The sequence below is a fragment of the Methylobacterium sp. A54F genome, assembly GCF_053346035.1.
The window spans coordinates 70,369-95,516 of the sequence record NZ_JBKFBF010000007.1; the positions used below are offsets into that span (position 1 = coordinate 70,369).

A 25,148-nucleotide genomic window follows, 5' to 3' on the forward strand; every position below is an offset into this window, starting at 1 on the left:
GCTTCCGGGACGGGGCCCGGAGCGGTACAAGGAGGCAGATCCGGGAACCGGACGTCCGCGGAGGATACGCATGTCGAGAGGGCCGAGCCCCACGGCGGTCGCACCGTCGCGCGATGCCGGACCAGAGGCTTGGCCGCCCTGGCGGCAGCGCTTCCCCGAGGCCTGCGACTGGGACGGGGCGGTCGAGGTCGGCACGATCCCCGATCTCCTCGCGGCCGGCGTCGCCCGGGCCGGCGACCGGCCCGCCATCGCCTTCCGGGGCCGGACCATCGGATTCCGCGAACTCGCGGAAGCCGTCGAGGGGCTGGCGGGCGGGCTCGTCGGCCTGGGCCTTGCCCCCGACACGGCCCTCGGCCTCTACCTGCCGAACACGCCCGTCCACCCGCTCGCCTTCTTCGCCGCGGCGCGCGCCGGCCTGCGGGTCGTCCACCTCTCGGGCCTCGATGCGCCGCGGGAGCTGTCGCACAAGCTCGCCGTGAGCGGCGCGCGGGTCCTCGTCACCACGAACCTGCCGGGCTTCCTGCCGGGCGCCCTCGCGCTCCTGGAGGCGGGCGCCGTCGACACGGTGATCGTCGGCGACGATGCCGCCTGGGGGCCCTCGGAGGTCGCCGCGCCGCTGCCGGTGCCGGAGCGGCCGGGCGTCGTGGCCCTCGACCGGCTGCAGGCGGCGCCCCCGCCCGCCGCCTGGCCGGCGCGGCGCCCCGACGACGTGATGCTCCTGCAGTTCACCGGCGGCACCACGGGCCTGCCGAAGGCCGCCATGCTGACCCACGGCAACCTGACGGCCGCGGTCTCGATGTACCGCCTCTGGCGGGACGAGGCCGGGGCCGACCGCGACGCCATCGAGGCCGAGGCGCGGGCGATCTGCGTCCTGCCCCTGTTCCACATCTACGCGCTGACCACCGTGCTGCTGCGCGCGATCCGGGCCGGCAGCCTGATCCTGCTGCACCAGCGCTTCGACGTGGAGGCGCTGGTGCACGACATCGCCGTCTCCCGCGCCACCAACCTCTCGGCCGTTCCCACCATGTGGCTCGCGCTGCTGCACCGGCCTGGGGTCGAGGCGGTCGATTTCAGCTCCCTGCGGGCCTGCATGAGCGGGGGTGCCCCGCTCCCCTTCGCGGTGCAGGACAGGCTGAGCCGGCTGCTCGGCGTGCCGCTCTCGATCGGCTGGGGCATGACGGAGACGGCGCCGGCGGGCACGCGCCTGCCGCGGGACATTCCGCTGCGCCCCGGGATCATCGGCATCCCGCTGCCCGGCCTCGCCATGCGGATCGTCGCCCTCGACGATCCCGGCCGCGCGCTGCCCCCCGGCGAGGTCGGCGAGATCGCCATCCGGGGGCCGAACCTCTTCGCGGGCTACCTCGACCAGCCGGAGGCGACGCAGGCGGCCTTCCGCGACGGCTGGTTCCTCACCGGCGACATCGGCCGCATGGACGCGGACGGCGTGTTCGACCTCGTCGACCGGCGCAAGAACATGATCATCTCCGGCGGCTTCAACGTCTATCCGGCGGTGATCGAGAACGCGATCCACGAGCACCCGGACGTGGCCGAGTGCATCGTCATCGGCGTGCCCGACGCCTACCGGGGCGAGGCCGCCAAGGCCTTCGTCACCCTGAAGCCCGGCGCCGCGCCCTTCGACCTCGCCGCCCTCCAGGCCTTCCTGGCGGACCGCATCGGCCGCCACGCGGTGCCCCGCGCCCTGGAGTTCCGGGACGGCCTGCCGCGCAGCCCGGCCGGCAAGCTCCTCGCGAGCGTCCTCGTCGCCGAGGAGCGGGCGAAGGCCGAGCGCCCGGCCGAGGGGAGCGGCACGCCCTGAGGCGGACCCGAGCGCCGTCCGGGCGGCCTCAGCGGTTGACGTCGACCACGAGGCGGCCGCGGACCTGGCCCGCCATCAGGCGCCCGGCGGTCTCGATCGCCTCCGAGAGGCCGATCTCGCCGGTCATCGCCGCGAGCTTGTCCGGCTCGAGGTCGCGGGCGAGGCGCTCCCAGGCCGCGAGGCGCTCGGGCCGCGGGCACATCACGCTGTCGATGCCGACCAGGGTGACGCCCCGCAGGATGAAGGGCGCGACGGTGGCGGGGAAATCCATGCCGCCCGCGAGGCCGCAGGCGGTGACGATGCCGCGGTAGCGCGTCGCGGCGCAGACGTTGGCGAGGGTGTGGCCGCCGACGACGTCGACGGCCCCCGCCCAGCGCTCCCGGGCGAGCGGCTTGCCGGGCTCCGAGAAGGCTCTGCGCTCCATCACCTCGGCCGCGCCGAGGTCGCGCAGGTAGGCGGCCTCCTCCGGGCGCCCGCTCACCGCCGCCACCTGGTAGCCGAGGCGGGCGAGCAGCGCGACCGCGGCGCTGCCGACGCCGCCGGCCGCCCCCGTCACCACGACCTCCCCGGCCCCCGGCTCGACGCCGTGGCGCTCCAGCGCCATCACGCAGAGCATGGCCGTGTAGCCGGCGGTGCCGATCCCCATGGCCTGCCGGGGGGTGAAGGCGGCCGGCAGCGGCACCAGCCAGTCCCCCTTGAGACGGGCCACCTGGGCTAGGCCGCCCCAGCGGGTCTCGCCGACGCCCCAGCCGTTGAGGATCACCTGGTCGCCGGGCCGGTAGCGCGCGTCGCGGGATTCGCGGACGGTGCCGACGAGGTCGACGCCCGGCACCATCGGGAAGGCGCGCACCACCGGGCCCTTGCCGGTGATGGCGAGGCCGTCCTTGTAGTTCAGGGTCGAGTAGGCGACGTCGACGGTGACGTCGCCGTCGGGCAGGTCCTCCTCCGCGAGGTCCGCGAGGGCGGCCCGGTAGCCGTCCGCGTCCTTGTCGATCCGGATCGCCCTGAACATCGCCGCGTCCTCCCTTCCGCCGAGCCGTGTCGCCGGGTCTCCTACGGGTGCCTGTGGATCGGGTCGACCCAGTAGACCGTCTCGGGCCGCTCGGCGGCCGCGACGTCGGGCAGGTTGACCACCACCGCCTCGTTGTCCGAGCGCACCAGCACGCAGTGCAGGGGCTCGTCGGTGGAGGCGTTGATCTCCTGGTGGGGCACGTAGGGCGGCACGAAGATGAAGTCGCCGGGCCCGGCCTCCGCCACGTATTCGAGCCGCTCGCCCCATCGCATCCGGGCGCGGCCGGAGACCACGTAGATCACGCTCTCCAGGGCGCCGTGGTGGTGCACGCCCGTCTTGGCGTCCGGCTCGATCGCCACCGTGCCGGCCCAGATCCGCTGCGCGCCGACGCGGGCCGCGTTGACCGCCGCCTGCCGGAACATGCCCGGCGTCTGGGCGGTGTTCGGGTCGAGCCGGTCGCCCGGGATCACCCGCACCCCGTCGTGCTTCCAGCGCTCGGCCCCCTCGGGCGGCGCGTGCTCATGCTCGCCGCCCTGCGGCGCGTGGTCGTGACCCTGGCCGCCCTCGTCGTGCATGCTCGCCTCCCGGGGATCGGGGCCGCGTCGCGGCAGCCCCCGATCCGCCGCCAGAGTGATCAGGATCGCGCCGGCGCGCAACGGGGTTGCGCGGGGCCGGTCCTGCCGGCAGGACGCACCGGGACAACCCCGACCCAGCGGAGCCGCCATGCCCCGGTTCGACCTCGATGGACACAGCCTCAACTACGCGCTGGACGGCCCGCCGGACGCGCCCGCCGTCGTGTTCTCCAACTCGCTGGGAACCAGCCTCGCGATGTGGGACGCGCAGGTTGCGAGCCTCTCGGGCCGCTATCGCTGCTTGCGCTACGACACCCGCGGCCACGGCCTGTCGGACGCGCTCGATGCGCCGACGACCCTCGACGACCTCGCGGGCGACCTCGTCCGCCTCCTCGACGGCCTCGGCATCGGGCGCGCCCACGTGGTCGGCCTCTCCCTCGGCGGCATGACCGCCCAGGCACTGGCCGCAGCGCATCCGGAGCGCGTCGACCGCCTCGTGCTGATGGCGACGGCGGCCCAGCTCGGACCGGTCTCGGCCTGGAACGAGCGCGCGGCGACCGCCCGGCGGGCGGGCATGGCGGCGCTGGCCGAGACCATCCTGGCCCGCTGGTTCACGCCCGCCTTCCGGGAGACGCCCGCCGCGCAGGCCGTGCGGGCGCAGGTGCTCGCCACCCCGCCGATCGGCTACGCCCGCGCCTGCGAGGCGATCCGCGACATGGACCTGCGGGAGCGCATCGGCGGCATCACGGCCCCGACGCTGATCATCTCCGGGGAGCAGGACCCCTCGACGCCGCCCGCCCTCGGGGAGGCCATCCACGCGCGGATCGCGGGCTCCGCGTTCGAGGTGCTGCCGGGCGTCGCCCACATGCTGAACGTCGAGGCCGCCGACCGGGTGACCCCGCGCCTCGCCGCCTTCCTGTCCGGCGGTTGACCGGCGGGGATCGCTCGCTGTCCACGCAGGTTGTCCGGGAAACCTCAGGGATCGGACATGGATCGGACAGCACTGATCGCCGGCGTCAGCGGCATCGTGGGCAACAACCTCGCCCGGCACCTCGCGGGCCGGGGCTGGCAGGTGGCGGGCCTCGCGCGGCGGCCCCCCACCGGCCTCCCGGGGGTCGTGCCGGTCGCGGCCGACCTCCTCGACCCGGCCGCGCTGCGCGCCGCGCTCGACGGGCACCGGCCGAGCCACGTCTTCATCACGACCTGGCTGCGCCAGGCGACGGAGGCCGAGAACATCCGGGTCAACGCCGCGATGGTGGAGAACCTCCTCGACGCGGTGCGCCCGGGCGGCAGCGTCCGCCACGTCGCCCTCGTCACCGGCCTCAAGCACTACCTCGGGCCCTTCGAGGCCTACGGGCGGGGCAACCTGCCGGCCACGCCCTTCCGCGAGGAGCAGCCCCGCCTCGACATCGAGAACTTCTACTACGCCCAGGAGGACGCGGTCTTCGCCGCGGCCGCGCGCGACGGGTTCGGCTGGAGCGTGCACCGCCCGCACACCATCATCGGCTACGCCCTCGGCAACGCCATGAACATGGGGGTGACGCTCGCGGCCTATGCCGCGATCTGCCGCGAGACCGGCCGGCCGTTCCTGTTCCCGGGCTCGCCCGCGCAGTGGAACGGGCTCACCGACATGACCGATGCGCGCCTCCTCGCCCGGCAGCTCGAATGGGCGGCCACGACCGAGGCGGCCCGCGACGAGGCCTTCAACGTCGTGAACGGCGACGTCTTCCGCTGGAGCTGGATGTGGGGCCGGCTCGCGGCCTGGTTCGGCCTGGATCCGGCGCCCTATCCGGGGCAGGCGACGCCACTGGAGGAGCAGCTCGCCGATGCGGGCCCGGTCTGGGCCGATCTCGCCCGCCGCCGCGGCCTCGTCGAGCCCGACCTGAGCCGCCTCGCCTCGGCCTGGCACACGGACGCGGATCTCGGCCGCCCGATCGAGGTCGTCACCGACATGAGCAAGTGCCGGCGCCTCGGCTTCCTCGACTACCAGCCCACCGACGACGCCTTCTTCGACCTGTTCGCGCGGCTGCGGGCGGAGCGCGTGATCCCCGGCGCGTGAGGCCGGGGCGCGACCGCCGCCGGGCGGTCGCGCCGTCGCTGTCCGGCCGTCAGCCCAAGTCCTCAGCCCAAGTCCTCAGCCCTTGTCGCCCTTCAGCGGCGAATCGGTCGCGCGGCCGGCCGCCTCGTTCCAGTAGGGCTCCGCGTGGAAGTAGCTGTGCACGTGCTCCTCCCAGGCCCGGTCGAAGGAGGCGTCGCCCTGCTGGGGCGAGCCGCGCAGCTGCTCGTCGGTCAGGTCGAGCTCGTAGGCGCCGAGATCCGTGTTGTAGCGCAGGAGCCGCCACGGCAGGGCGCGCTCGCCGCCCGCCTCGGCCCCCGAGGGAGTGAGAATCGCGTAGACGACGTGCCCCGAGGGCTTGTCGATCATCAGGCGGCTGATGCTGCCGACCGGGCTGCCGTCGGCCCGCCGCACGGCCGTTCCTTCCACCCGGTCGCTGCCGATCAGGTTGCTCGCTGTCGCGGCGCTGCTCTGCGCGCCGACGCCGACGGTGCTGGTGTCCATGGTGAGTCTTTCCGAGGGTTGCCGGAATCGGGAATCCGCCTTTCGCAACCGCAGGCTGTCCGGCCCGGTTCCGGAAACGGGCCGCCGATCGGAGGGCCCGTCTACCTCGAATGGGGCTGGCCGCCGGGTGCCTACGCCGCGATAGCTTCATGGGCCGCTCCGGTCTCATCAGAACGGTGAAGCCGAACGGCCGGCGGGTCGAGCGACCGTCCTCCCTGCTCGGCCCGCTGCCCCGCGCGGCGGCCCGATCCTTGCCCGGTTCCATGCCGCGCATCCGCCGCGCCGCGCATCGATTTCGAACGCGGGCGCGCGTGGAGCGTTGGCAGACCGATCCGGCGAGAGCGGCCGGCGGGCGGACCGGAGGCGGGGGCAGGATGTGCGGGATCTGTGGTGAGATCAGCTTCGGCGCCCCGGCCGACCCGGCCGCCGTGAAGGCCATGATGTGCACGATGGAGGATCGCGGCCCCGATGCGGGGGGCGTCCTCGCTCAGGGCCGGGTGGCCCTCGGCCACCGGCGCCTCAAGATCCTCGACCTCTCGAACGCCTCGCAGCAGCCCCTGCAGGACCCCGAACTCGGCCTCGCCATCGTCTTCAACGGCTGCATCTACAACTTCCGGGATCTGCGCGGCGAGCTGGAGGCGAAGGGCTACCGCTTCTTCTCCAAGGGCGACACCGAGGTCGTCCTCAAGGCCTATCACGCCTGGGGCGCGGCCTGCGTCGAGCGCTTCCTCGGCATGTTCGCCTTCGCGATCCACGAGCGCGACAGCGGCCGGGTGGTGCTCGGGCGCGACCGGCTGGGCATCAAGCCGCTCTACCTCGCCGAGGCGAAGGGGCGGCTGCGCTTCGCCTCGACCCTGCCGGCCCTGCTGCGGGCGGGGGACGTCGACACCGCGATCGATCCGGTGGCGCTCCACCACTACATGAGCTGGCACGCGGTGGTGCCCGCCCCGATGACCATCCTGCGGGGCGTGCGCAAGCTGCCGCCGGCCACGCTGCTGACGATCGAGCCCGACGGCAGCCGGAGCGAGCGGGTCTACTGGGACCTGACGGTGGGTCCCCGCGACGCGGATCGCGGCCTCAGCGAGGCGGACTGGCGCGAGCAGGTGCTCGATGCGCTGGCGCTCGCGGTGGAGCGGCGCCAGATCGCCGACGTGCCGACCGGCGTGCTGCTCTCCGGCGGCCTCGATTCCTCGCTGCTCGTGGGCCTGCTCGCCCGCAAGGGCCAGACGGGCCTCAAGACCTTCGCGGTCGGGTTCGACGCCGTGAACGGCATCGAGGGCGACGAGTTCAAGTACTCGGACATCATCGCCCGGCGCTTCGAGACGGAGCACGCCAGGATCGCGGTCGATGCCTCCCGCACCCTCGACGCGCTGCCCGCCACCATCGCGGCGATGTCCGAGCCGCAGATGAGCCACGACGCGGTCGGCTTCTTCCTGCTCTCGCAGGAGGTCGCCAAGCACGTGAAGGTCGTGCAGAGCGGGCAGGGGGCGGACGAGATCTTCGGCGGCTACCACTGGTACCCGAAGCTGATGGGCTCGAAGGACCCCGCCGGCGACTACGCCCGGGTCTACTTCGACCGCGACCACGCCGAGATGCGCGAGGCCCTCGCGCCGGACCTCGTCGGCGACGATCACAGCCGCGCCTTCGTGGAGGACTTCTTCGGCCGCGCCCCGGAGGCCGGCGCCGTCGACCGGACGCTGCAGCTCGACACCCAGATCATGCTCGTGGACGACCCCGTGAAGCGGGTCGACAACATGACGATGGCGGCGGGCCTCGAGGCGCGGGTGCCCTTCCTCGACCACGAGCTCGTCGAGCTCGCCGCCCGCGTCCCGGCCGAGCTGAAGGTCCGGGACGGCGGCAAGTACATCCTCAAGGAGGCGGCGCGCCAGGTGGTGCCGGCCGAGGTGATCGACCGGCCGAAGGGCTACTTCCCGGTGCCGGCCCTCAAGCACATCCGCGGCCCCTACCTCGACTTCGTGCGGGGCGTCCTCGACGCGCCGGCGGCCCGCGAGCGGGGCCTGTTCAACCGCGCCTACCTGGACCGGCTGCTCGCCGACCCGGACGGCACGCTGACCCCCAAGGGCCACTCGAAGCTCTGGCAGGTCTCCCTGCTCGAGAGCTGGCTCCAGACGCACGGGGTGTGAGGGCGGGGCCACGGCCTCGCATTTGCAATCGACGCCCGGGCGCCTACCTTGCGGCGCAGGACGCGCCCGGGGCGCGGCCCTCCGCGGAGGCGCTGGCGCCCCGCACGACGATCAGAATCCCGCGATGCTCCGCAGACGGTGCCGTGGAATCTCCACGATCGCCCGGGATTGCCCGCCACCGAGACCGACGCCGGAGGAGGACCGCCCATGTGCCGCTGGATCGCCTATCGGGGGCACACGATCCCCCTGGAGCACTACGTCACCGAGCCGGCCCACTCCCTGGTCTCGCAGAGCCTCCACGCACTGGAATCGACCGCGGGGCTCAACGGCGACGGCTTCGGCCTCGGCTGGTACGGCGACCACCCCGAGCCCGGCCTCTACCGCGAGGTGCGCCCGGCCTGGTCGGACGAGAACCTGCGCTACCTCACCCGCCACCTGCGCTCGCACCTGTTCTTCGCCCATGTCCGGGCCGCGACGGGCACGCCGATCACCCGCCAGAACTGCCATCCCTTCGCGTGCGGCACTTGGCTGTTCATGCACAACGGCTTCATCGGTGACTGGAGCCGCCTGCGCCGCCCGGTCGAGGACCTGATCCCCGACGCCCTCTATCCGTCGCGGGCCGGCACCACGGATTCGGAGGCCCTGTTCCTCGCGATCCTGGGGGCCGGGCTGATGGGCCCCGCGCCGAAGGCCGACCCCGTGTCGGCGACCAGCCGCACGCTGGCGGCGCTCACCGGGATGGTCGCCGCGGAGGCGGGCGGGCACCCGTTCCGCTTCACGGCGGCGCTCGCCAACGGCCACGACCTCTACGCCTTCCGCTACGCGGCGAACGACGCGGCCAACAGCCTCTACTACCGGGCGGCCGCGAACGGGGTCGTGGTGGCCTCCGAGCCCCTCGACCGCGATCGCGACACCTGGACGGCGGTGCCCGAGAACAGCGTCGTGGTGGCGCGCGAGGGCGAGCCCGTCACGGTCGCGCCGCTGGTGCTGCCCGACCTCGGCAGGGCGCTGCCGGTCCGCGACCGCCTGACGGCCTGAGCCCGTCGGCGCCCGCCGGTCAGGGGAGCGCTTCGCGGTCGAGGAGGGCGCGCTTGCGCGCCACGCCCCAGCGATAGCCGGAGAGCGACCCGTCCGAGCGAACGACCCGATGGCAGGGAATGGCCACGGCGAGGCGGTTCGCCCCGCAGGCCTGCGCCACCGCCCGGACCGAGGCCGGCTCGCCGATGGCGCGGGCGACGTCCGTGTAGGTCGCGGTGGTGCCCACCGGGATCGCCCGGAGCGCCGCCCAGACCCGCTGCTGGAACGCGGTGCCGCCGATGTCGAGGGGCAGGTCGAGCCCCCGCCGGGGCGCCTCCACGAAGCCGACCACTTGCGCGACCCACCCCTCGAAGGCGGCATCGCCGCCCATCAGCTCGGCCCTCGGGAAGCGGTCCTGCAGGTCGCGCACGAGGGCGTCCGGGTCGTCGCCGAGGAGGATGGCGCAGACGCCGCGCTCGGTCGCCGCGACGAGGAGCGCGCCGAGGCTGCTCTCGGCCACCGCGAAGCGGATCCGCGTGCCGGGCCCGCCCCGGCGATAGGTCGAGGGGTCCATGCCGAGCCGCTCGGGTGCGGCCGCGTAGAAGCGGCTCGGCGCGTTGAAGCCGGCCGCGTAGAGCGCCCGGGTGACCGTGGCCTCGGTCTGGAGCGCCTCGGCGACGCGGCCCGCGCGGTGGGCTGCCGCGTAGGCCCGCGGGGTCACGCCCGTCGCCGCGCGGAACGTCCGGTGGAAATGGGCGGGGCTGAACCCCGCCGCCCGCGCCAGGGTGTCGAGGTCCGGCGCCGTCTCGGCCGCCTCGATCAGCCGGCAGGCGCGCGCGACCGCCTCGGCCCGGCGCCCGTCCGGCGAGGGCTCGTCCGGCCGGCAGCGCCGGCAGGGGCGGAAGCCCGCCGCCTCCGCGGCGGCGCAGCTCGCGTGGAAGGCGATGTTCTCGGGCCGGGCGGCCCGCGAGGGGCAGCTCGGGCGGCAGTACACGCCGGTGGTGCGGACCGAGTAGACGAAGCGCCCGTCGGCCCGCTTGTCGCGCGCCGCCAGCGCCGCCCAGAATTCGGACTCTCCGGGTCCGATCGTTCCGGCCTGCTCGGTCGTTCGGGCTTCCTTGAGGCTCATGGGCTCGTCTCTCCGGAAGGGGTCCTGCGGGACCGTGATCCTGCCGCCATCCTTCCCGCCGCCCTCGGTCGTCGCATCCCGTTCCTTGCTGCGCAATCCGGGCGGCGCGTCAGGGGAGCGCGACGCGCGCCGCATCGTGCGCCCAGAGATGCAGGACCGCGTAGGCCCGCCAGGGGCGCCAGGCGGCCGAACGGGCCTCGAGGGCCTTCGCGCTCGGGCGGAGCCCGGTCTCGTCCGCCAGCGCGCGCAGGAGGCCGATATCCCCGGTCGGGAGGGCATCGGGCTCGCGCAGCGCGCGCATCGCGACGTACTGGGCCGTCCAGGGGCCGATCCCGGGCAGCGCCGTCAGCCGGGCCACGGCCGCCGCGAGCCCCTGGCCCGGCGCCAGGAGGTCCGGCTCGGCGATGACGGCGGCCGCGAGGGCCCGGATCGCGGCGCCCCGGGCGCGCGGCATGTTGAGGGCCTTCGCCACGTCCGCCTCGACCAGCGCCTCGGGCGCCGGGAAGACGCGGTCGAGGCCGAGGCCCTGCTCGTCCGCCACCGGCGTCCCAAAATCCGCCGCGAGGCGCCCGGCGAGGCGGGTCGCCGCCGCCACCGAGACCTGCTGGCCGAGGATCGCCCGCACCGCCAGCTCGAACCCGTCGAAGGCGCCCGGCACCCGCAGGCCCGGCCGGGCCGCGACGAGCCCGGCCATGAGGGGATCCGCCGAGAGCGCCCGGCCGATGGCGGCCGGGTCCGCGTCGAGGTCGAACAGGCGCCGCACCCGGTCAGCGCAGGCCGCATCCGCGTCCGGCAGGCTGGCGGTCACGGGCAGGCCCGCACCGTCCGGAGCGAAGACCGTGAGCGTCCCGGTCCGTCCGCCGTGGACGATGGTGCGGGCGTAGAGGCCCGGCGGCGCCGCCTCGACGCCCGGGATCGCGCGGGCCGCCAGGTAGGCGTGCAGGCCGGCCCAGTCGAAGGGCAGCGCGACGGGCAGGCGATGCCGCGCCGGCGGGGCGGCGGACTGGTCTCTCGTCCGGGCGGGGCGGATCGACGGCATCGGGGCTCTCCCTGAGCCCCCATGGGAGCATGCCGCGGCCCGCGGGGCGAGCCTCATGCCCGAACGGATCAGGGGTCAGGCGCGCGCCGGCGCAGCCCGGGTCCGGCCGCCCCGCAGCGTGCGGATGCCGAAGGCGATGGCCGCCGCCCCGGCGAGCAGGCCCAGGGCCACGAGGGGCCGATAGGCGAGCCAGGCCAGGGCGATCACCACCGGCCCGACGACCAGCGTCGCCGAGAGGGCCGCCAGGAAGGTGGCGCCCGCCACCAGGCTGCCGAGGAAGGGCAGGTAGCTCGCCAGCAGGTTCACGGGGGCGAACAGGCACAGGAAGCCGACGAGGAGCACCACCAGCCCGACGACGCGCAGGACCCAGGTCAGGATGCGGTTGTCCTCCTGCCCCATCGCCACGAGGTCGGCCGCCCCGTGGGTGCCGCGCCTGGCGAGGAACACCGACTGCCCGTTCGTCGCGCGGTAGGGTTCGAGCCCCCCGGGCTCCTGGCGGCCGATGAAGGAGGCCGGCCCCTCGGGAAGCTGCCGGTAGGTGATGCGCAGGTCGCCGACGCGCGGCGCCTCCGGGCTCTGGCCCGCGTAGTAGCCGCCCCCGCTCACCTGCACGGGGCGGCCGAGGCTCCGCCGGGCGGCGGCGAGGGCGGATTCGCCGGGCACCACCTCCTCGTCCGCTCCGAGGTCCCCGGCCGCCTGCGCGCCCACCGGAAAGCCGCCGATGCGGGCGTCCGCCGCGCCGAAGCGCCGGGAGCGGACGCTCGGGAAGGACGGGTTCTCGTGCCCGGCCGGCGCGTGGAAGCCGCTGGAGGCGATCGGATGGTCGGCCCATTCCTTGTCGTAGATGAACTTGCGCTCCTGGCCCGAGCCCGTCTCCCGCTGGTGCCACTGGTACATCTCGACGGTCCGCGACAGTGCGACGCCGGTCGCGCGCAGGCCGAGCTGCTCGTCCGTCACGCCGTTCGGGCTGGTGAGGTGCCCGGCGACGTGGACGAGCCGTCCGTCGAGGGCGGGATCGCGCCGGTCGGTCGGCACGCTGCGCACGACCCGCTCCGCCTCGGCGAGCGCCCGCGCGACCCCGACCGCGTGCCCCTCGTTCCAGAACAGGCCGATGGCGGCGAGCGGGACGAGGAGCAGGCCGACGACGAGGGCCCCGATGCTGCCGCCGAAGCGCTCGCCGAAGCCCTGGGGGGCGTCCACGACGTCCGAGCCCGCCCCGAAGCCGGAATCCGGCGCGTCCGAGGACATCGAAAAATCGTCTGAGGTCTCGCTCATCGCACACCGGCCGGGCTGGTCCGCGCCCGGCGAGCCGCCGGACGCAGCGCCAAGCTTAGGCGTGAAGGACCGCCGGAGACAAGTATCCTACTGACGTCCCGGTGGTTCTGGGACGCCCGAACATTGAATTTGGACGCCGGGGCAAGTCGCCGGCCGGGTTTGCGGCTGCCCGGAGCTTCGACCCGGCCCTCGGCTACAGGCCGTCCGCCGGTCGGCGCACGGCGCGGTCGACCTGGACCAGCACGTCGAGGGCGCGCCAGGGCTTGTCGAGGTAGACGGCGGCGCCGGGCAGTTCTCGCGTCCGGTGCGCGGCCTCGCCCGACGTCACCACCAGCCGGATCTCCGGCCAGAGGCAGTTGACCGAATTCGCCAGGCCGATGCCGTCCACGGCGCCCGACAGGTGGACGTCGGTGAACAGCATCGCGACATCGGGCCCGTGCTGCCGCAGCAGGTCGATGGCCGCCTCGCCGCTGTCGCAGGCCACGACGTCGAGCACGGTCTCCTCCAGGAGAGCCACCGCGAGGTCGCGGATCTCGGGGTCGTCCTCGACGACGAGGACGAGGCGCGTCGGCTGGCCGGGGCGGTCCGTCGCGCCCGGAAGCCCCTTCCGGGCAGGCGCGTCGCGTTCCAAAAGGATCAGCGCGAGGTCGCGCAGCCGTTCGGGGAGGACGGCGCTCGTGTCGTAGGAATTTTCCAGGGCGCGGGCGACGCCGCGCGCCACGAGCGAGGCTGACCCGTCGAGTGCATCCGTGACGAAGCGGTTCTCCTGGCGCATGCTTCCTCCGTCCCGGAGGCAGCGCTCCACGCTCCGGGTTCGCTCTTAATCCATATTAATTCGACATGAGGGGAATGAAGCGGGCGGCGGTTGGTTTCAGCGTGTCCGTTAGGAAAACGGTTGCGGGCGTCGCCCACCGGGCAGCCACGCGCCCCGTCCGCGGAGAGGGGCCGCGCGCTGAGCGTTCCGAAGATCTCAGTCATCCACCGCGGAAATGTCGCGGCGCTAGGTAGAACTCTGGCCTCCCGCTCCCGTTGATTTGTTATCGTGCAGAAGCGCACATTACATCCACGCGGCATCGGGGGGTGCGCCATGAAGAACGCTCGCACGATTTGTATGCAGAATGCCAGACTGCTGCAGGATATGCGTGAGATCATCGAGCAGACACGCTGCACGGTCAGGAATTCTCAAGATCTGCTTCGGCGCCTCGAAGACGCGCACAGGGCCAACCCGCTGCCCGGATCCGGTCCGCTGCCCGCAGCATGCACGCTGCAGGACCCGACGGAGAGTGTCGCCGATGCCCTCCTCGAAGCCCATCGCCGCGCGTCGGGCGAGGAGGATCGCGTCCTGAAGGACCTGATCGCCCAGGCCCTGTGGCATGTCGGCCAGCGTCTCGCGCATCAGGCCGGGCCGCGGGCGCTCGGCGTGCGGCTGCACTGAAGCCGGTCGCCCGAGCCCGCGCGGCCCATGAGCGAAGCCCAGATTCGCCATCCCGAAGGAATCGACCGGATCTGGCACGGGGGGCTCGCTGCCGGGCCGTGACCGGCTGCGCAGCTGTGTCTCTTTTATGGATCAGCTCCTGTCATTCTGAGCGGTTTTGCGTCAGCCGCGGTGCGATAAGGCCGCGCTTCGCCTATGATCGCGCCGGGAGGCGGGACCGGGTGACTGCCCGGCCCAGAACGGCCGCGTTTCGCGGCCATCGGGCGAGGCGGGTTCAACGCGTAAGGGCTGATCGACGTGAGAGAACGCAGAGCTTGGCCGAGTCGCCCGGCGCTTCGTCAGGCGGTCCTGGCCACGGGTGCCGGCCTCCTGAGCGCCGGCCTCCTGGCCGCAGGTCCGGTCCGGGCCGAGACGCTCGAGGGCGCCCTGGCGCGGGCCTATGGCGGCAACCCCCAGCTCAATGCCGGGCGCGCGGGCGTGCGCGCCACGGACGAGACCGTCGCCATCGCCCAGTCCGGCTACCGGCCCACCGTCAACCTCAGCGCCGACATCTCCGTCTCGCGCTTCGAGGGCACCTTCCCGTCCGAGACGACGCTCGGCGCCCTCGGCGGCGGGGGCGGCAACAGCTTCCGCTCGACCACGCTTCCGGGCGGGGCAGGTCTGACGGTGAACCAGACGCTGTTCAACGGCTTCCAGACGGACAACAACACGCGCCGCGCCGAGTCGACGGTCTACAGCCAGCGCGAGACCCTGCGCTTCACCGAGATGACGGTCCTGTACAACGGCGTGCAGGCCTACATGAACGTCCTGTCCGACACCGCAACGCTGGAGCTGCGGCGCAACAACGTCGAGGTGCTCGAAGAGCAGCTGCGCCAGACCCGCGACCGCTTCAACGTCGGCGAGGTCACCCGCACCGACGTCGCCCAGGCTGAGGCGCGCCTTGCCGGCGCCCGCTCGGACGTCAGCGCGGCCGAGGCGCAGCTGCGCGCCTCGATCGGCATCTACCGCCAGGTCATCGGCGTCGAGCCGCGCCAGCTCGCCCCGGGCCGGCCGCTGGACCGCTTCGTGCCGGCAAGCCTCGACGCCTCGGTGCAGATCGGGCTCAAGGAGCACCCGCAGATCGTCTCGGCGCTGCACTCGGTGGACGCCTCCGAGGCGCAGGTGAAGGTGCTGGAGGGCCAGCTCTACCCGACGGTGAGCCTGCAGGGCGCGGTCAGCCAGCGCTACGACCAGCAGCTGGCCAACTCGAACGGGCTGACGGCCTCGATCCTGGGGCGGATATCGATCCCGATCTACGAGGGCGGCCAGGTCTACGCGCAGGTGCGCCAGGCCAAGGAGCAGGTGGACCAGACCCGGATCCAGGCCGAGCAGGTGCGCGACCAGGTCCGGGCGCAGATCGTGGACTTCTGGGGACGTCTGGAGGCCGCCAAGGCGCGGGTGATCGCCTCGCAGGCGCAGGTCCAGGCCAACGAGGTGGCGCTGAACGGCGTGCGCGAGGAAGCGCGGGTCGGCCAGCGCACGACGCTCGACGTTCTGAACGCGCAGCAGGAGTTGCTGAACGCGCGGGTGAACCTGATCACGGCGCAGCGGGACCGGGTGATCTTCTCCTACGGGGTGGTTCAGGCGGTCGGGCGGCTGACCGCGCGCTTCACGGCGCTGCCGGTGGCGAGCTACAGCGCCAAGGTCCACCTCGACCAGGTCAAGGACCTCTGGTTCGGCGTCCGGACCCCCGACGGACGCTGAGCCTCCACCTTTTGAGGGTGTGGGCGGCCCGCTCCGCCCGCGCCAAGCTCCCGCAGGGCCGCGGCGGCCCGCGGGAGCGGTCGGGATGACGGCACGGGACGGGCGCATCGCCGGCTTCGACGGCCTGCGCGCCATCGCGTTCCTGATGGTCTTCGTCAGCCACAAGGTCCCGACAACCCGCACGGACGCGCTCGGCAGCGCGGGCGTGTGGCTGTTCTTCGTGCTCAGCGGCTTCCTGATCACCCGCATCCTGGCGCGGGAACGCGAGGCCGTCGAGGCCGGAGACCTGACGCCCGGCCGGGCGCTCGCGGCGTTCTACGGGCGCCGCACGGCGCGGATCGCGCCGGTCTACTACGTCTTCCTGGCCGTTCTCACGGCCCTGAGCCTGCACGGCCTCGTCGATCTCGGGGAGACCGGGCGGCAGGTCGCGAACTGGCTCTACCTGACCGACCTCTACGTCGAGCGCCACGGCTGGGGGACCGATCTCGGCCATCTCTGGAGCCTCGCGGTCGAGGAGCAGTTCTACATCGTCTTCGCGCCCCTCGTCCTCTACCTGCCCCGCGCACGCCTCGGAGCGACCTGCGCGGGCCTCGTGGGGCTCGGGATCCTCTCCCACGTCGTGCTGTGGCGGGCCGGGGGCGACCGCGTCGCGTTCGACGTGAACCCGCTCGTGAACCTCACCCTGCTCGCCCTCGGCGGACTCGCCGGCCTCGCGGCCGGGCGGCCGCTGCCGCGGCTCCTTCGCGGCAGCGCCGCGATGGTCCTCGCGCTCCTGATCTTCGTGCTGCTCCCGCTCGTCGCCGCGCCGACCGGCCTGTGGCTGATGCTCGGCCGGGTGAGCGGCCTCCTCGTCGCGCTGCTGCTGGTGCAGATCGTCCAGAACCAGGAGGCCGTCGCCGTGCGCCTCCTCGACACCCCGATCCTGCGCGGCATCGGCCTCGTCAGCTACGGGGCCTACCTGTTCCACCCGGTGGTCCACGCCGGGCGCCTGCTGGCGCCCCTCGGCCTCGCGCCGACGCCGGCGGCCGGGGTGGTCCTCGACCTCGCCATCAGCCTGGCGCTGGCCGCGGCGTCCTGGCGCCTGTTCGAGCGGCCCCTGCGGGCCGGGCTGATCGCGCTCGGCCGCCGGCCCGCGCGGGTCAGTTGTGCGACTGGATGAAGTTGCGCACCAGCGGGTAGGTCTGCCCCTCCCACCGGCGGCCCGAGAACACGCCGTAATGGCCGACGCCGGCCTGCAGGTGATGGCTCTTCATGTGGGGCGCGAGGCCGGTGCAGAGGTCGTGCGCCGCCATGGTCTGGCCGACCGCGCAGATGTCGTCGCGCTCGCCCTCCACCGTCATCAGGGCGGTGCGCCGGATCGCGCCCATGTCGAGGCGACGGCCGCGATAGCTGAGCTCGTTCTTGGCGAGGGTGTATTCCTGGAAGACCATCCGCACGGTCTCGAGGTAGAACTCCGCCGGCAGGTCGAGCACCGCGAAGTACTCGTCGTAGAAGCTCTCGATCGCCCGGGCCTTCTCGGTCTCGCCGTTGGCGAGGTGCCAGAACAGGTCCGCGTGGCCCTGCATGTGGCGCTTGGCGTTCATCGACATGAAGGCCGTCACCTGCATGAAGCCGGGATAGACCTTGCGGCCCGCCCCCGCGTAGCGCCGCGGCACGGTGCTGATCAGGTTCTTCTCGAACCACGCGATCGGCTTCGAGGTGGCGAGCATGTTCACGGAGGTGGGGCTGATCCGGCAATCGACCGGGCCCGCCATCAGCGTCATGCTGCGCGGCGCGGCGGGGTTGCGGGCCTCGGCCATCACGGCGGCGGCCACCAGGGCCTGCACGGCGGGCTGGCAGACCGCGACGAGGTGGCCGCCCCCGCCCATCGCCTCCAGGAACCCCACGAGGTGGTCGACGTAATCGTCGAAGCCGAAGCGACCGGCCTCCAGCGGCACGTCGCGGGCGTTGTGCCAGTCGGTGATGTAGACGTCGTGGTCGGGCAGCAGGGTGCGGACGGTGCCGCGCAGGAGCGTCGCGAAGTGGCCGGACAGGGGGGCCACCACGAGCACCTTGGGCTGCTCCGTGTCGGTGTCCTTGCGGAAGCGCAGGAGCGTGCCGAAGGGGGTGCGGGCCACCGGCTCCTCGGTGACCGGCACCACGCGGTTGCCGACGCTCACCGTGTCGATGCCGTAGGCCGGCCGCGCGAAGGTGAGGCCGGCCCGCATCATCATGCGGGCGCCGGCCGACCACCAGGTGGCCGGCTCGCGATGGCCGGCCGAGACCCAGGGGGAGACGGCGTCGTGCAGCACCCGGCCCCAGGCGCGCGTGCGCTCCGCGAGGTCGGTCTGGATCTCGAACGCGTCGTAGAGCATCGGGCTGGCACTCGTGCGCGCAGGGCCCGGAACCCGGGTCTCAACGGCGGAAGGAGAAGGCAGCCACGCCTCTGTGCGCTGCAAGAACATTGTGCGTGAAGAATTATCCGGGTGCGTTGAGCCCGCAACCGCCAAAAAGTACGAAGGCACAGGGCTGTGGTGCCACTGCATCACTCCGCTCTTCGGCGTAGGCACGGGCCGTGCCAGGATGGGTCCGGAGCGGGCGGCGGCACGACTCTTGGATCGGGCTCTTGGATCGAGCTCTCGGATCGAGCCCGTCGCGCACGACAGTCCTACCGGGAGGGAAAACCGATGACCGCGGCGACGCTCACGATTTCCAGCCGCAACTACTCCTCCTGGTCCCTGCGCGGCTGGCTGATCTGCCGGATGGCCGGCCTCGACTTCGAGACGGAGGTGCTCTCGGGCTCCGACGCGTCGACGCGGGCGGAACTCCTCCACCTGTCGCCGTCCTTCCTGGTCCCCCGGCTGCGCCACGGGGAGATCGTCGTCTGGGACACGCTCGCCCTGTCCCAGTACCTCAACGAGACTTATCCGGAGGCGGGCTTCCTGCCGGCGGACCCGGTGGCGCGGGCCCATTGCCGCTCGATCGCGGGCGAGATGCACGGCGGCTTCATCAACCTGCGCTCGGCGCTGCCGATGAACCTCCGGGCGCACCACCCGAACTTCCGGATCTTCAACGGGGCCAAGGGCGACATCGAGCGCATCGTGACGATCTTCGACGACTGCCTCGACCGCTACGGCGGCCCGTTCCTGTTCGGGGACCACCCGACGCTCGCCGATGCCATGTACGCCCCGGTCTGCACGCGCTTCCGCACCTACGACGTGGACCTGCCCCCGCGGGCGGCCGCCTACCGCGACCACATCCTGGCCTGGCCGCTGATGACCGAATGGGCCGCCGCCGCGGCCGCCGAGCCCGACGAGATCGAGGAACTCGACATGGAGTTCTGAGGAAAGGCCCGGAGTTCTGACGGTCCCCGCGCGGGCGCGCGAGAGACGATGCGTCCCAGTTGGCAGGAGCGGGGGGAGATCGCCATAGTTCGGGCATGGGCGCGAATCAAAGGCATCTCTACACCTTGGAGATCCGTGCGAGCCGTGACTTCGCCGGGCACTTCACCTGGGTCATCCGCGACCGGGGCAAGCTCTTCCGCCGCTCGGACAGCCCGCACCCGTCGCCCGAGCAGGCCCGGGCGGCGGGCGAGGCCGAGATCGGGCGCCTCCTCGGCGCCGAGGAGCACCGCTGATACGGGCTCCGCTTGATCGAAGCGGAGCCCGTATCAGCGAGCCCGCGCGGCGCGTGAGCGAAGCCCAGATCCGCCATCCCGAAGGGATCAATCGGATCTGGTATGACCCGTCGCCTCAGGCCGTCCCGAGCCGGCGGACCACCTCGTGCATCCGCGGGCGGGCGCCGGCATCGGGCCCGGTGCAGGCCCGCTCCAGTTCGCGCAGGGCCCTGATCCCGGCGGGTTCCGGCTCGCAGCGGTCGAGGAGCTCGCCGAGGAGCAGGCCCCAGGCGCGGACCTCGATCCGTTCGAGGGCGGCGGCCTCGCCCGTGGGCAGGACGCAGGCCGCGCCGAAGTCGCTCAGCACCGCCTCGCCGGAAGTCCCGTCCCACAGGACGTTGTGGGCGTAGAGGTCGCCGTGCAGCAGCCGCCGGCCATGCAGGTGGGCGGCCGCGCGGGCGGCGGCGCCGGCGATCCGCAGCGCGACGTCCGCGGGAAGGCGCAGGGCCGGCGCGTAGACGTCCCGGCTGCAGCTCTCCAGGCTCGGCGGGGACGCGAGCGCCGACCACCCGTCCGGCAGGAGCCGGAGCAGGAGGCCCTGGGCCCCCTCGGGGTGGTCCGCGACGCGGCCGAGGCCGCCCGTGAGGTTCGGGTGGTCCCCCGCCGCGAGGCAGGCCGCCATCTCCCCCTCGGGGAGGCCGTCGCTCGTCATGGCGCCCCGGAACAGCTTGAGGGCGACCGCCCGTGCGGGCCCGGCCCCGGCCGTCCACGCGGCGCGCGACACGATGCCGGAGGCGCCCGCGCCGAGCGGGGCCCCGACGGTCAGCGCGGACCAGGGGATGGTGGGCGCCGCGACGGCCGGCAAGGCGGGCTCACCCGGGTTGCCGGCCCAGGAGACCCAGGCGAGGGCGGGCAGGCGCGCGAGCCAGGGCGGCAGGACGTCGAAGAGGTTCGCCGAGATCCGCAGGAGCTCCAGGCGCCCCGCATCCGCCAGGCTCTCCGGCAGCCGGTCGAGCCGGTTGCCCGACAGCATCAGCTTCTGCAGCTGCGGGCGTTCCCCGAGGGCGTCCGGCAGGGTCGCGATGCGGTTGCCGGTGAGGGTCAGCCAGCGCAGCCGCGCCGGCAGCGCCTCGGCCGGCACCTCCCGCATGCCGGTGTCGCGGAACCCGACCTGGCTCAGGGCGGGGCAGTCGCCGAGGACCGGCGGCAGCCGCGCGAAGCGGTTCCCGGAGCCGAACAGCACCCGCAGCCGCCGCAGCCGGCCGAACTCGCCCGGCAGCCCGGTGAGCGCGTTGCCGGCGAGGTCGAGCCGTTCGAGCGTGTCGGCGAGGCCGAGGATCTCCGGCGGGAATTCCGTGAGCCCGCAGGCCGGCAGGCGTAGGGCGCGGATGCCCGCCAGCTCGCCCCGGCGGAGCCGCCGCAGCAGCTCCTCGGGCGCGTCGGCGTCGTCCCGCGCGGCTGCCTGCATCATCGGGACAGGACTAGGGGAGGGCGCCCGCCCGGTCGAGTCCCGTGCCTGGCTTGGCGGCGCTGGTGGCTCAGCAGCCGCGGCAGATCCCGTTCAGGCTCCGCTTCACCTTGGCCTCCCAGACGCTCATCTGGGCGTCGGCCTTCCGGCGCGCCTCGCCGAGGGCGGAGGCGTTCATCTGCTGGTCCGCGCTCGCCTGCTCGGTGGAGGGGCCGCCCTGGAGCGCGGCGGGCGTGGGCTGGCGCTGCATGGGGGTCGCGGCCGTGAGGGCGACGAGGGCGGCGAGCGCCGCGGCGGTGCGAAGCAGGAGCATGGGATCACCCTATCGGTTCGAGGTCCCAGGGTGATCCGGACGCGGGTCCGCACAACACCGCCCTTCGAGGTATTCGCCCGTCATCGTGGGCCCGAAACGCAAGAAGCCGCCCGAGGGCGGCTTCGCGGCGTGCTGCAGGCTCGCTGCGCGAGCCCGGCGCTCACTTGATCTTGGATTCCTTGAACTCGACGTGCTTGCGCGCGACGGGATCGTACTTCCGCATCGAAAGCTTCTCGGTCTGCGTGCGCGAGTTCTTCTTCGTCACGTAGAAGTAGCCTGTGTCGGCGGTGGAGACGAGCTTGATCTTGACGGTGACGGCCTTGGCCATGGTGCGGCGCTCCTGAGGATTGCGGCATTCCGCATGCGAGCGAAACGCAAAATGGCCGGGGAGGCCCGGCCGAATACGCGCGGGTCAATGCCCGATCGGCCAGCGCGCGTCAAGGGCGGGCCCGCCCCCGGGGCCGGCCTCAGAGGATGCTGCGGCGCCGCCTGCCGTGCCGCTCGTCGTGGTGCGGGATCTCGCGGTGGGGCGCGAAATCGACCGCGATCTGGGCCTCCAGCTCGTCGAGGATCACGCCCGTAATGTGGGGCAGGTCGAGCTTGCGCGCCGCCGCGAGGTCGATCCAGGCGAGCTCCACGAACTCCCGGGTCTCGCCCACCCGGCCCGGCTCCTCCGCCGCGACGGCGGTCCGCTCGGCCACGAAGAACCGGGTGTCGAAGCGGCGCACGCGCTTCGGCGGAGTGATCGCCCGCGCGACGAGGTGGAGCGCCTCGAGGTCCGGCCGCACGCCGTGGCTCCGGAAGGCCTCCCAGCCCGGCGGCACCGCGTCGGGCGGGCCGTAGGCGCGGGTGCCGACGAGGAGGCCCGTCTCCTCGTAGGTCTCGCGGATGGCGGCGAGCGCCAGGGCGCGGCCGAGATGGTGCGGTGGGCGGGTGACGCGGCGGGCGAGCGCCGCCTCGGCGTAGTCGGGCAGGGCGCCCGCCACGCTCATGCGGCGGTCGCCCGCCTCGATGCGCCCGCCCGGGAACACGAACTTGCCCGGCATGAACACGAGGGCCGGGTTGCGCCGGCCCATGAGCACCTTGGGCTTGCGGCCGCGCCGGTCGAGCAGGATCAGCGTCGCCGCGTCGCGCGGCCGAAGGGCGGCCTGGCGCGCCCCCTCAGGCGCGGCGGAGGCGGGGGGCGCCGGGGCCCTGGGTTCCGTCGTCCGTTCCACCGCGCGTCTCCTCCGGCCCGTCCCGCGCCTCCGGTAGCGTGGCGAAGCCGTGCATGCCAAGGGCGTATTGCAGGCCCACCACCGCGCCCTTCACGGGCTGCAGCAGGACGAGGGCGAGGCCGAGGGTGAAGGTCGGCCAGAAGGTGAGCTGGAACCAGAGCGGCACGTCGTAGCCCATCTCCACCTCGAGGATGAGGTAGCCGACGAGGTGGGCGACGATGAAGATCACGAGGTAGGGGGGCAGGTCGTCGGCGCGATGGTGGTGGAGTTCGAGGCCGCAGGCCTCGCAGTCCGGCCGTACCTTGAGGAAGCGCCCGAAGATGCGGCCCTCCCCGCAATGGGGGCAGCGCCCCAGGAAGCCGCGGGCCATGGACCGGACCAGGCCGGTGCGGACGGGGGCTTCGGTGAGCGCCATGCCTGCAAGTCTCCTCGTGTGCCCGCTCGCTCAGCGCCGCGAGCCGCGGTGCCGCGAGCCCGTGGTGCGGATGCCGGCCGGGCGCCCGCGCGGGCCCTGCCGGTGCGGCTTCGCGGGCCCCTTGCCCTTGCTCGGCCCCTTCCCGGCCCCCGAGCGGCTGCGGCCCTCCGTCAGCAGCTCGAAGCGCAGCGCCCCGGCCACGGCGGCCGCCTCGACGAGGCGCACCTCCACCCGGTCGCCGAGGCGGTGCGTCTCGCCCGTGCGCTCGCCGACGAGGGCGTGCCGGGCCTCCTCGTGCCGGAAGTAGTCGGCCCCGAGGGTCGAGATCGGGACGAAGCCGTCCGCCCCGGTCTCGGCGAGCTTGATGAACAGGCCGGCGCGGGTCACCCCCGAGATCTGGCCGTCGAACGTCGCTCCGACCCGGTCCGCGAGGTGATGGGCGATCAACCGGTCGATGGTCTCGCGCTCCGCCGCCATGGCGCGCCGCTCGGCGGCCGAGATCTGCTCGCCGACCTGGTTCAGCGCGGCCACCGAGACGTCCGGTCCGAGGCCGTCCGGCCCGAGCCGGCAGGCGCTGATGAGGGCGCGGTGGACGATGAGATCCGCGTAGCGCCGGATCGGCGAGGTGAAGTGCGCGTAGCGGCGCAGGTTCAGGCCGAAATGCCCGAGGTTCTCGGCGGCGTAGACCGCCTGCGCCTGGGAGCGCAGCACCACCTCGTTGATGAAGGTGGCGTGCTCGGTCTCGGCCACCGCACCGAGGATCCGGTTGAACAGCGCCGGGCGCAGGGCGCCCTCCTTCGGCAGCTTGATGCCGACCGAGGCCAGCACCTCGCCGAGCGCCCGCATCTTCTCCAGGGCGGGCTCGTCGTGGACGCGGTAGATCAGCGCCTGGCGGGCCGCCTCCAGGGTCTCGGCGGCGGCGACGTTGGCCTGGATCATGAACTCCTCGATGAGCCGGTGGGCGTCGAGGCGGTCGGGCACGATCACCCGGTCGACCGCGCCGTCCGGCCCGATCAGCACCTTGCGCTCGGGCAGGTCGAGGGCGAGCGGGCCCCGGCGGTCGCGGGCGGTCTTGAGCGCGGCGTAGGCCGCCCAGAGCGGGCGCAGGACCGGCTCCAAGAGGGGCGCGGTCGCGTCGTCCGCGTGGCCGTCGATGGCGGCCTGCGCCTGCGCGTAGGCGAGCTTGGCGCACGAGCGCATCATCACCCGGTGGAAGCTGTGGCGCTTCTTGGTGCCGTCCGCCGCGACGACCATGCGCACGGCGAGGGCCGGGCGGTCCTCGCCCTCGCGCAGCGAGCAGAGGTCGTTCGAGATGCGCTCCGGCAGCATCGGCACGACGCGGTCCGGGAAGTAGACCGAGTTGCCCCGCTCCAGCGCCTCGCGGTCGAGGGCGGTGCCCGGCCGCACGTAGGCGGCGACGTCGGCGATCGCCACGGTGAGCACGAAGCCGCCGGGATTGTCCGGGTCGTCGTCGGCCCGCGCCATCACGGCGTCGTCGTGGTCCTTGGCGTCCGGCGGGTCGATGGTGAGGAGCGGCTCGGCGCGCCAGTCCTCGCGCCCCTTCAGGGCGGCGGGCCTGGCCGCGTCGGCCTCCTTGAGGGTCGCCTCGGCGAAGACGTGCGGGATGTTGTGGAGATGCAGCGCGATGAGGCTCACGGCCCGCTCGGAACCGAGGGAGCCGAGGCGCTCGCGCACGCGGCCCTTCGGCAGGCCGAACCGGGTCTCGCGCTCGATGGCGACGCTCACGAGGTCGCCGTCCTCGGCCTTGCCCTCCTCGCCGGGCGGGATCAGGATCTCGCGGCCCTGCGACCGCTTCTCCACCAGGACGATGCGGCCGCCCTGGGCGCCGGCCCGGAACACGCCGATGACCTCGGCCTTGTTCCGGCCGATCACCTTGATGAGCCGGCCGGTGTAGCGGTCCGGCGCGCCGCCCTCGGGCTCGACGCGGATCAGGGCACGGTCGCCGATGCCCGGGGCCGGGGCCTTCGGGCGCCGTCCCCCGCGGGGCATCAGCAAGACGATGGTGGGCGCCTTCCCCTTGTCGGCGTCCCACTCGGCCGGCACGGCCACGAGGTCCCCGTCCCGGTCGCGCGAGCGGATGTCGGCGAGCACCACGGCGGGAAGCCGGCCGGCCTGGGAGAAGCCGCCGCGGGAGCGCTCGACGGCGCCGTCCGCCTCGATCTCCTTGAGGATGCGCTTGAGCCCGATCTTGGCCGCGCCCTTCAGGCCGAAGGCCTGCGCGATCTCGCGCTTGCCGACCGTCTCGGTCGATTCCGCGACGAAGGCGAGGATCTGCTCGCGGGTGGGGAGGGTGCCTTCGGGGTGGGTCTGGATGCGTTTGGCCAAGGGGGAGAATTCTGCGGGAGGAGCGCCCGCGAGCCTCGGCCCGGAGCGACGA

Annotated in this window: 24 protein-coding genes; 10 read left to right on the forward strand and 14 right to left on the reverse strand. The window is 73.5% G+C overall.

What is annotated here, in order from left to right; translation table 11 throughout:
* Positions 1-70 precede the first annotated feature (70 nt).
* A complete protein-coding gene (locus ACLBXP_RS13130; RefSeq protein ID WP_447668137.1) occupies positions 71-1,816 on the forward strand; it encodes an AMP-binding protein in 1,746 nt (581 codons plus the stop codon).
* A gap of 28 nt (positions 1,817-1,844) precedes the next feature.
* On the opposite strand, the gene acuI is transcribed toward ACLBXP_RS13130, so the two are convergent.
* Together acuI and ACLBXP_RS13140 are read right to left on the reverse strand one after the other, a co-directional pair.
* Positions 1,845-2,828 carry an acrylyl-CoA reductase (NADPH) gene (gene acuI / locus ACLBXP_RS13135; protein ID WP_447668138.1) on the reverse strand — a complete coding sequence of 328 codons (984 nt, stop codon included), beginning with the start codon at positions 2,826-2,828 and terminating at the stop codon, positions 1,845-1,847.
* Positions 2,829-2,869: 41 nt separating this feature from the next.
* Complete coding sequence (locus tag ACLBXP_RS13140; protein WP_447668140.1) at positions 2,870-3,403, reverse strand: cupin domain-containing protein; 534 nt, start codon at positions 3,401-3,403, stop codon at positions 2,870-2,872.
* Positions 3,404-3,551: 148 nt separating this feature from the next.
* On the opposite strand from ACLBXP_RS13140, the gene pcaD reads away from it, so the two are divergent.
* Positions 3,552-4,331, forward strand: coding sequence for a 3-oxoadipate enol-lactonase (gene pcaD / locus ACLBXP_RS13145; protein ID WP_447668141.1), 780 nt, complete (start codon positions 3,552-3,554; stop codon positions 4,329-4,331).
* 57 nt (positions 4,332-4,388) lie between these two features.
* A complete protein-coding gene (locus tag ACLBXP_RS13150; RefSeq protein ID WP_447668143.1) occupies positions 4,389-5,459 on the forward strand; it encodes an SDR family oxidoreductase in 1,071 nt (356 codons plus the stop codon).
* A gap of 75 nt (positions 5,460-5,534) precedes the next feature.
* On the opposite strand, the gene ACLBXP_RS13155 is transcribed toward ACLBXP_RS13150, so the two are convergent.
* The gene (locus ACLBXP_RS13155) at positions 5,535-5,960 is read right to left on the reverse strand and encodes a PRC-barrel domain-containing protein (RefSeq protein ID WP_447668145.1); all 426 of its coding nucleotides are present in this window, start codon (positions 5,958-5,960) and stop codon (positions 5,535-5,537) included.
* A gap of 374 nt (positions 5,961-6,334) precedes the next feature.
* Here ACLBXP_RS13155 and ACLBXP_RS13160 point away from each other — a divergent pair, with 374 nt between their 5' ends.
* The gene (locus ACLBXP_RS13160) at positions 6,335-8,104 is read left to right on the forward strand and encodes an N-acetylglutaminylglutamine amidotransferase (RefSeq protein WP_447668146.1); all 1,770 of its coding nucleotides are present in this window, start codon (positions 6,335-6,337) and stop codon (positions 8,102-8,104) included.
* Between the two features lie 207 nt (positions 8,105-8,311).
* Positions 8,312-9,142, forward strand: coding sequence for a class II glutamine amidotransferase (locus tag ACLBXP_RS13165; RefSeq protein WP_447668147.1), 831 nt, complete (start codon positions 8,312-8,314; stop codon positions 9,140-9,142).
* A 19-nt stretch (positions 9,143-9,161) separates the two neighbouring features.
* Here ACLBXP_RS13165 and ada read toward each other — a convergent pair whose 3' ends face one another.
* The 4 genes from ada to ACLBXP_RS13185 all read right to left on the reverse strand — a co-directional run bounded on the left by ada (position 9,162) and on the right by ACLBXP_RS13185 (position 13,339).
* Positions 9,162-10,250, reverse strand: a complete 1,089-nt coding sequence (gene ada, locus ACLBXP_RS13170) for a bifunctional DNA-binding transcriptional regulator/O6-methylguanine-DNA methyltransferase Ada (RefSeq protein ID WP_447668148.1) — start codon at positions 10,248-10,250, stop codon at positions 9,162-9,164.
* Between the two features lie 109 nt (positions 10,251-10,359).
* Positions 10,360-11,289, reverse strand: coding sequence for a DNA-3-methyladenine glycosylase family protein (locus ACLBXP_RS13175; protein WP_447668150.1), 930 nt, complete (start codon positions 11,287-11,289; stop codon positions 10,360-10,362).
* A gap of 75 nt (positions 11,290-11,364) precedes the next feature.
* Positions 11,365-12,564 (reverse strand): TMEM43 family protein, encoded by a 1,200-nt coding sequence (locus ACLBXP_RS13180; protein WP_447668151.1) that lies wholly within the window; start codon positions 12,562-12,564, stop codon positions 11,365-11,367.
* Positions 12,565-12,757: 193 nt separating this feature from the next.
* Entirely contained in the window at positions 12,758-13,339 is a 582-nt protein-coding gene (locus ACLBXP_RS13185) for a response regulator (protein ID WP_447668152.1), read from the reverse strand.
* Positions 13,340-13,651: 312 nt separating this feature from the next.
* On the opposite strand from ACLBXP_RS13185, the gene ACLBXP_RS13190 reads away from it, so the two are divergent.
* The 3 genes from ACLBXP_RS13190 to ACLBXP_RS13200 all read left to right on the forward strand — a co-directional run bounded on the left by ACLBXP_RS13190 (position 13,652) and on the right by ACLBXP_RS13200 (position 16,901).
* Positions 13,652-13,999 carry a hypothetical protein gene (locus ACLBXP_RS13190; RefSeq protein WP_447668154.1) on the forward strand — a complete coding sequence of 116 codons (348 nt, stop codon included), beginning with the start codon at positions 13,652-13,654 and terminating at the stop codon, positions 13,997-13,999.
* A gap of 288 nt (positions 14,000-14,287) precedes the next feature.
* Positions 14,288-15,742 (forward strand): TolC family outer membrane protein, encoded by a 1,455-nt coding sequence (locus tag ACLBXP_RS13195; protein ID WP_447668371.1) that lies wholly within the window; start codon positions 14,288-14,290, stop codon positions 15,740-15,742.
* A gap of 85 nt (positions 15,743-15,827) precedes the next feature.
* Entirely contained in the window at positions 15,828-16,901 is a 1,074-nt protein-coding gene (locus ACLBXP_RS13200) for an acyltransferase family protein (RefSeq protein WP_447668156.1), read from the forward strand.
* Here the strand turns inward: ACLBXP_RS13200 and ACLBXP_RS13205 are convergent.
* Complete coding sequence (locus ACLBXP_RS13205) at positions 16,882-18,096, reverse strand: polyhydroxyalkanoate depolymerase (RefSeq protein WP_447668157.1); 1,215 nt, start codon at positions 18,094-18,096, stop codon at positions 16,882-16,884. The two genes, ACLBXP_RS13200 and ACLBXP_RS13205, sit on opposite strands and share 20 nt — an antisense overlap.
* Before the next feature lie 312 nt (positions 18,097-18,408).
* Here ACLBXP_RS13205 and ACLBXP_RS13210 point away from each other — a divergent pair, with 312 nt between their 5' ends.
* Both ACLBXP_RS13210 and ACLBXP_RS13215 read left to right on the forward strand, forming a co-directional pair.
* Positions 18,409-19,065: a glutathione S-transferase family protein gene (locus ACLBXP_RS13210; RefSeq protein ID WP_447668158.1), complete on the forward strand. Its 657-nt coding sequence runs from the start codon at positions 18,409-18,411 to the stop codon at positions 19,063-19,065.
* A gap of 95 nt (positions 19,066-19,160) precedes the next feature.
* A complete protein-coding gene (locus tag ACLBXP_RS13215; RefSeq protein ID WP_447668159.1) occupies positions 19,161-19,358 on the forward strand; it encodes a hypothetical protein in 198 nt (65 codons plus the stop codon).
* Between the two features lie 115 nt (positions 19,359-19,473).
* Here ACLBXP_RS13215 and ACLBXP_RS13220 read toward each other — a convergent pair whose 3' ends face one another.
* The 6 genes from ACLBXP_RS13220 to rnr form a co-directional block, all read right to left on the reverse strand.
* On the reverse strand, positions 19,474-20,808 hold the full coding sequence (locus ACLBXP_RS13220) for a leucine-rich repeat-containing protein kinase family protein (protein ID WP_447668161.1): 1,335 nt from the start codon (positions 20,806-20,808) through the stop codon (positions 19,474-19,476).
* 67 nt (positions 20,809-20,875) lie between these two features.
* Entirely contained in the window at positions 20,876-21,118 is a 243-nt protein-coding gene (locus ACLBXP_RS13225) for a hypothetical protein (RefSeq protein ID WP_447668163.1), read from the reverse strand.
* A gap of 160 nt (positions 21,119-21,278) precedes the next feature.
* Positions 21,279-21,446, reverse strand: coding sequence for a 50S ribosomal protein L33 (gene rpmG / locus ACLBXP_RS13230; protein WP_010684598.1), 168 nt, complete (start codon positions 21,444-21,446; stop codon positions 21,279-21,281).
* Between the two features lie 139 nt (positions 21,447-21,585).
* Positions 21,586-22,335, reverse strand: a complete 750-nt coding sequence (locus ACLBXP_RS13235) for an NUDIX hydrolase (RefSeq protein ID WP_447668165.1) — start codon at positions 22,333-22,335, stop codon at positions 21,586-21,588.
* Complete coding sequence (locus ACLBXP_RS13240) at positions 22,280-22,750, reverse strand: DUF983 domain-containing protein (RefSeq protein WP_447668167.1); 471 nt, start codon at positions 22,748-22,750, stop codon at positions 22,280-22,282. Before ACLBXP_RS13240 ends, ACLBXP_RS13235 begins: the two co-directional genes overlap by 56 nt.
* Before the next feature lie 30 nt (positions 22,751-22,780).
* Positions 22,781-25,096, reverse strand: coding sequence for a ribonuclease R (gene rnr / locus ACLBXP_RS13245; protein ID WP_447668169.1), 2,316 nt, complete (start codon positions 25,094-25,096; stop codon positions 22,781-22,783).
* Between the last annotated feature and the right edge of the window lie 52 nt (positions 25,097-25,148).

Excerpts from the sequence above, each read along its gene's own strand:
- ACLBXP_RS13130 (WP_447668137.1), top strand. The coding sequence starts at position 71 with ATGTCGAGAGGGCCGAGCCCCACGGCGGTCGCACCGTCGCGCGATGCC.
- acuI (WP_447668138.1), bottom strand. The coding sequence starts at position 2,828 with ATGTTCAGGGCGATCCGGATCGACAAGGACGCGGACGGCTACCGGGCC.
- ACLBXP_RS13140 (WP_447668140.1), bottom strand. The coding sequence starts at position 3,403 with ATGCACGACGAGGGCGGCCAGGGTCACGACCACGCGCCGCAGGGCGGC.
- pcaD (WP_447668141.1), top strand. The coding sequence starts at position 3,552 with ATGCCCCGGTTCGACCTCGATGGACACAGCCTCAACTACGCGCTGGAC.
- ACLBXP_RS13150 (WP_447668143.1), top strand. The coding sequence starts at position 4,389 with ATGGATCGGACAGCACTGATCGCCGGCGTCAGCGGCATCGTGGGCAAC.
- ACLBXP_RS13155 (WP_447668145.1), bottom strand. The coding sequence starts at position 5,960 with ATGGACACCAGCACCGTCGGCGTCGGCGCGCAGAGCAGCGCCGCGACA.
- ACLBXP_RS13160 (WP_447668146.1), top strand. The coding sequence starts at position 6,335 with ATGTGCGGGATCTGTGGTGAGATCAGCTTCGGCGCCCCGGCCGACCCG.
- ACLBXP_RS13165 (WP_447668147.1), top strand. The coding sequence starts at position 8,312 with ATGTGCCGCTGGATCGCCTATCGGGGGCACACGATCCCCCTGGAGCAC.
- ada (WP_447668148.1), bottom strand. The coding sequence starts at position 10,250 with ATGAGCCTCAAGGAAGCCCGAACGACCGAGCAGGCCGGAACGATCGGA.
- ACLBXP_RS13175 (WP_447668150.1), bottom strand. The coding sequence starts at position 11,289 with ATGCCGTCGATCCGCCCCGCCCGGACGAGAGACCAGTCCGCCGCCCCG.
- ACLBXP_RS13180 (WP_447668151.1), bottom strand. The coding sequence starts at position 12,564 with ATGAGCGAGACCTCAGACGATTTTTCGATGTCCTCGGACGCGCCGGAT.
- ACLBXP_RS13185 (WP_447668152.1), bottom strand. The coding sequence starts at position 13,339 with ATGCGCCAGGAGAACCGCTTCGTCACGGATGCACTCGACGGGTCAGCC.
- ACLBXP_RS13190 (WP_447668154.1), top strand. The coding sequence starts at position 13,652 with ATGAAGAACGCTCGCACGATTTGTATGCAGAATGCCAGACTGCTGCAG.
- ACLBXP_RS13200 (WP_447668156.1), top strand. The coding sequence starts at position 15,828 with ATGACGGCACGGGACGGGCGCATCGCCGGCTTCGACGGCCTGCGCGCC.
- ACLBXP_RS13205 (WP_447668157.1), bottom strand. The coding sequence starts at position 18,096 with ATGCTCTACGACGCGTTCGAGATCCAGACCGACCTCGCGGAGCGCACG.
- ACLBXP_RS13210 (WP_447668158.1), top strand. The coding sequence starts at position 18,409 with ATGACCGCGGCGACGCTCACGATTTCCAGCCGCAACTACTCCTCCTGG.
- ACLBXP_RS13215 (WP_447668159.1), top strand. The coding sequence starts at position 19,161 with ATGGGCGCGAATCAAAGGCATCTCTACACCTTGGAGATCCGTGCGAGC.
- ACLBXP_RS13220 (WP_447668161.1), bottom strand. The coding sequence starts at position 20,808 with ATGATGCAGGCAGCCGCGCGGGACGACGCCGACGCGCCCGAGGAGCTG.
- ACLBXP_RS13225 (WP_447668163.1), bottom strand. The coding sequence starts at position 21,118 with ATGCTCCTGCTTCGCACCGCCGCGGCGCTCGCCGCCCTCGTCGCCCTC.
- rpmG (WP_010684598.1), bottom strand. The coding sequence starts at position 21,446 with ATGGCCAAGGCCGTCACCGTCAAGATCAAGCTCGTCTCCACCGCCGAC.
- ACLBXP_RS13240 (WP_447668167.1), bottom strand. The coding sequence starts at position 22,750 with ATGGCGCTCACCGAAGCCCCCGTCCGCACCGGCCTGGTCCGGTCCATG.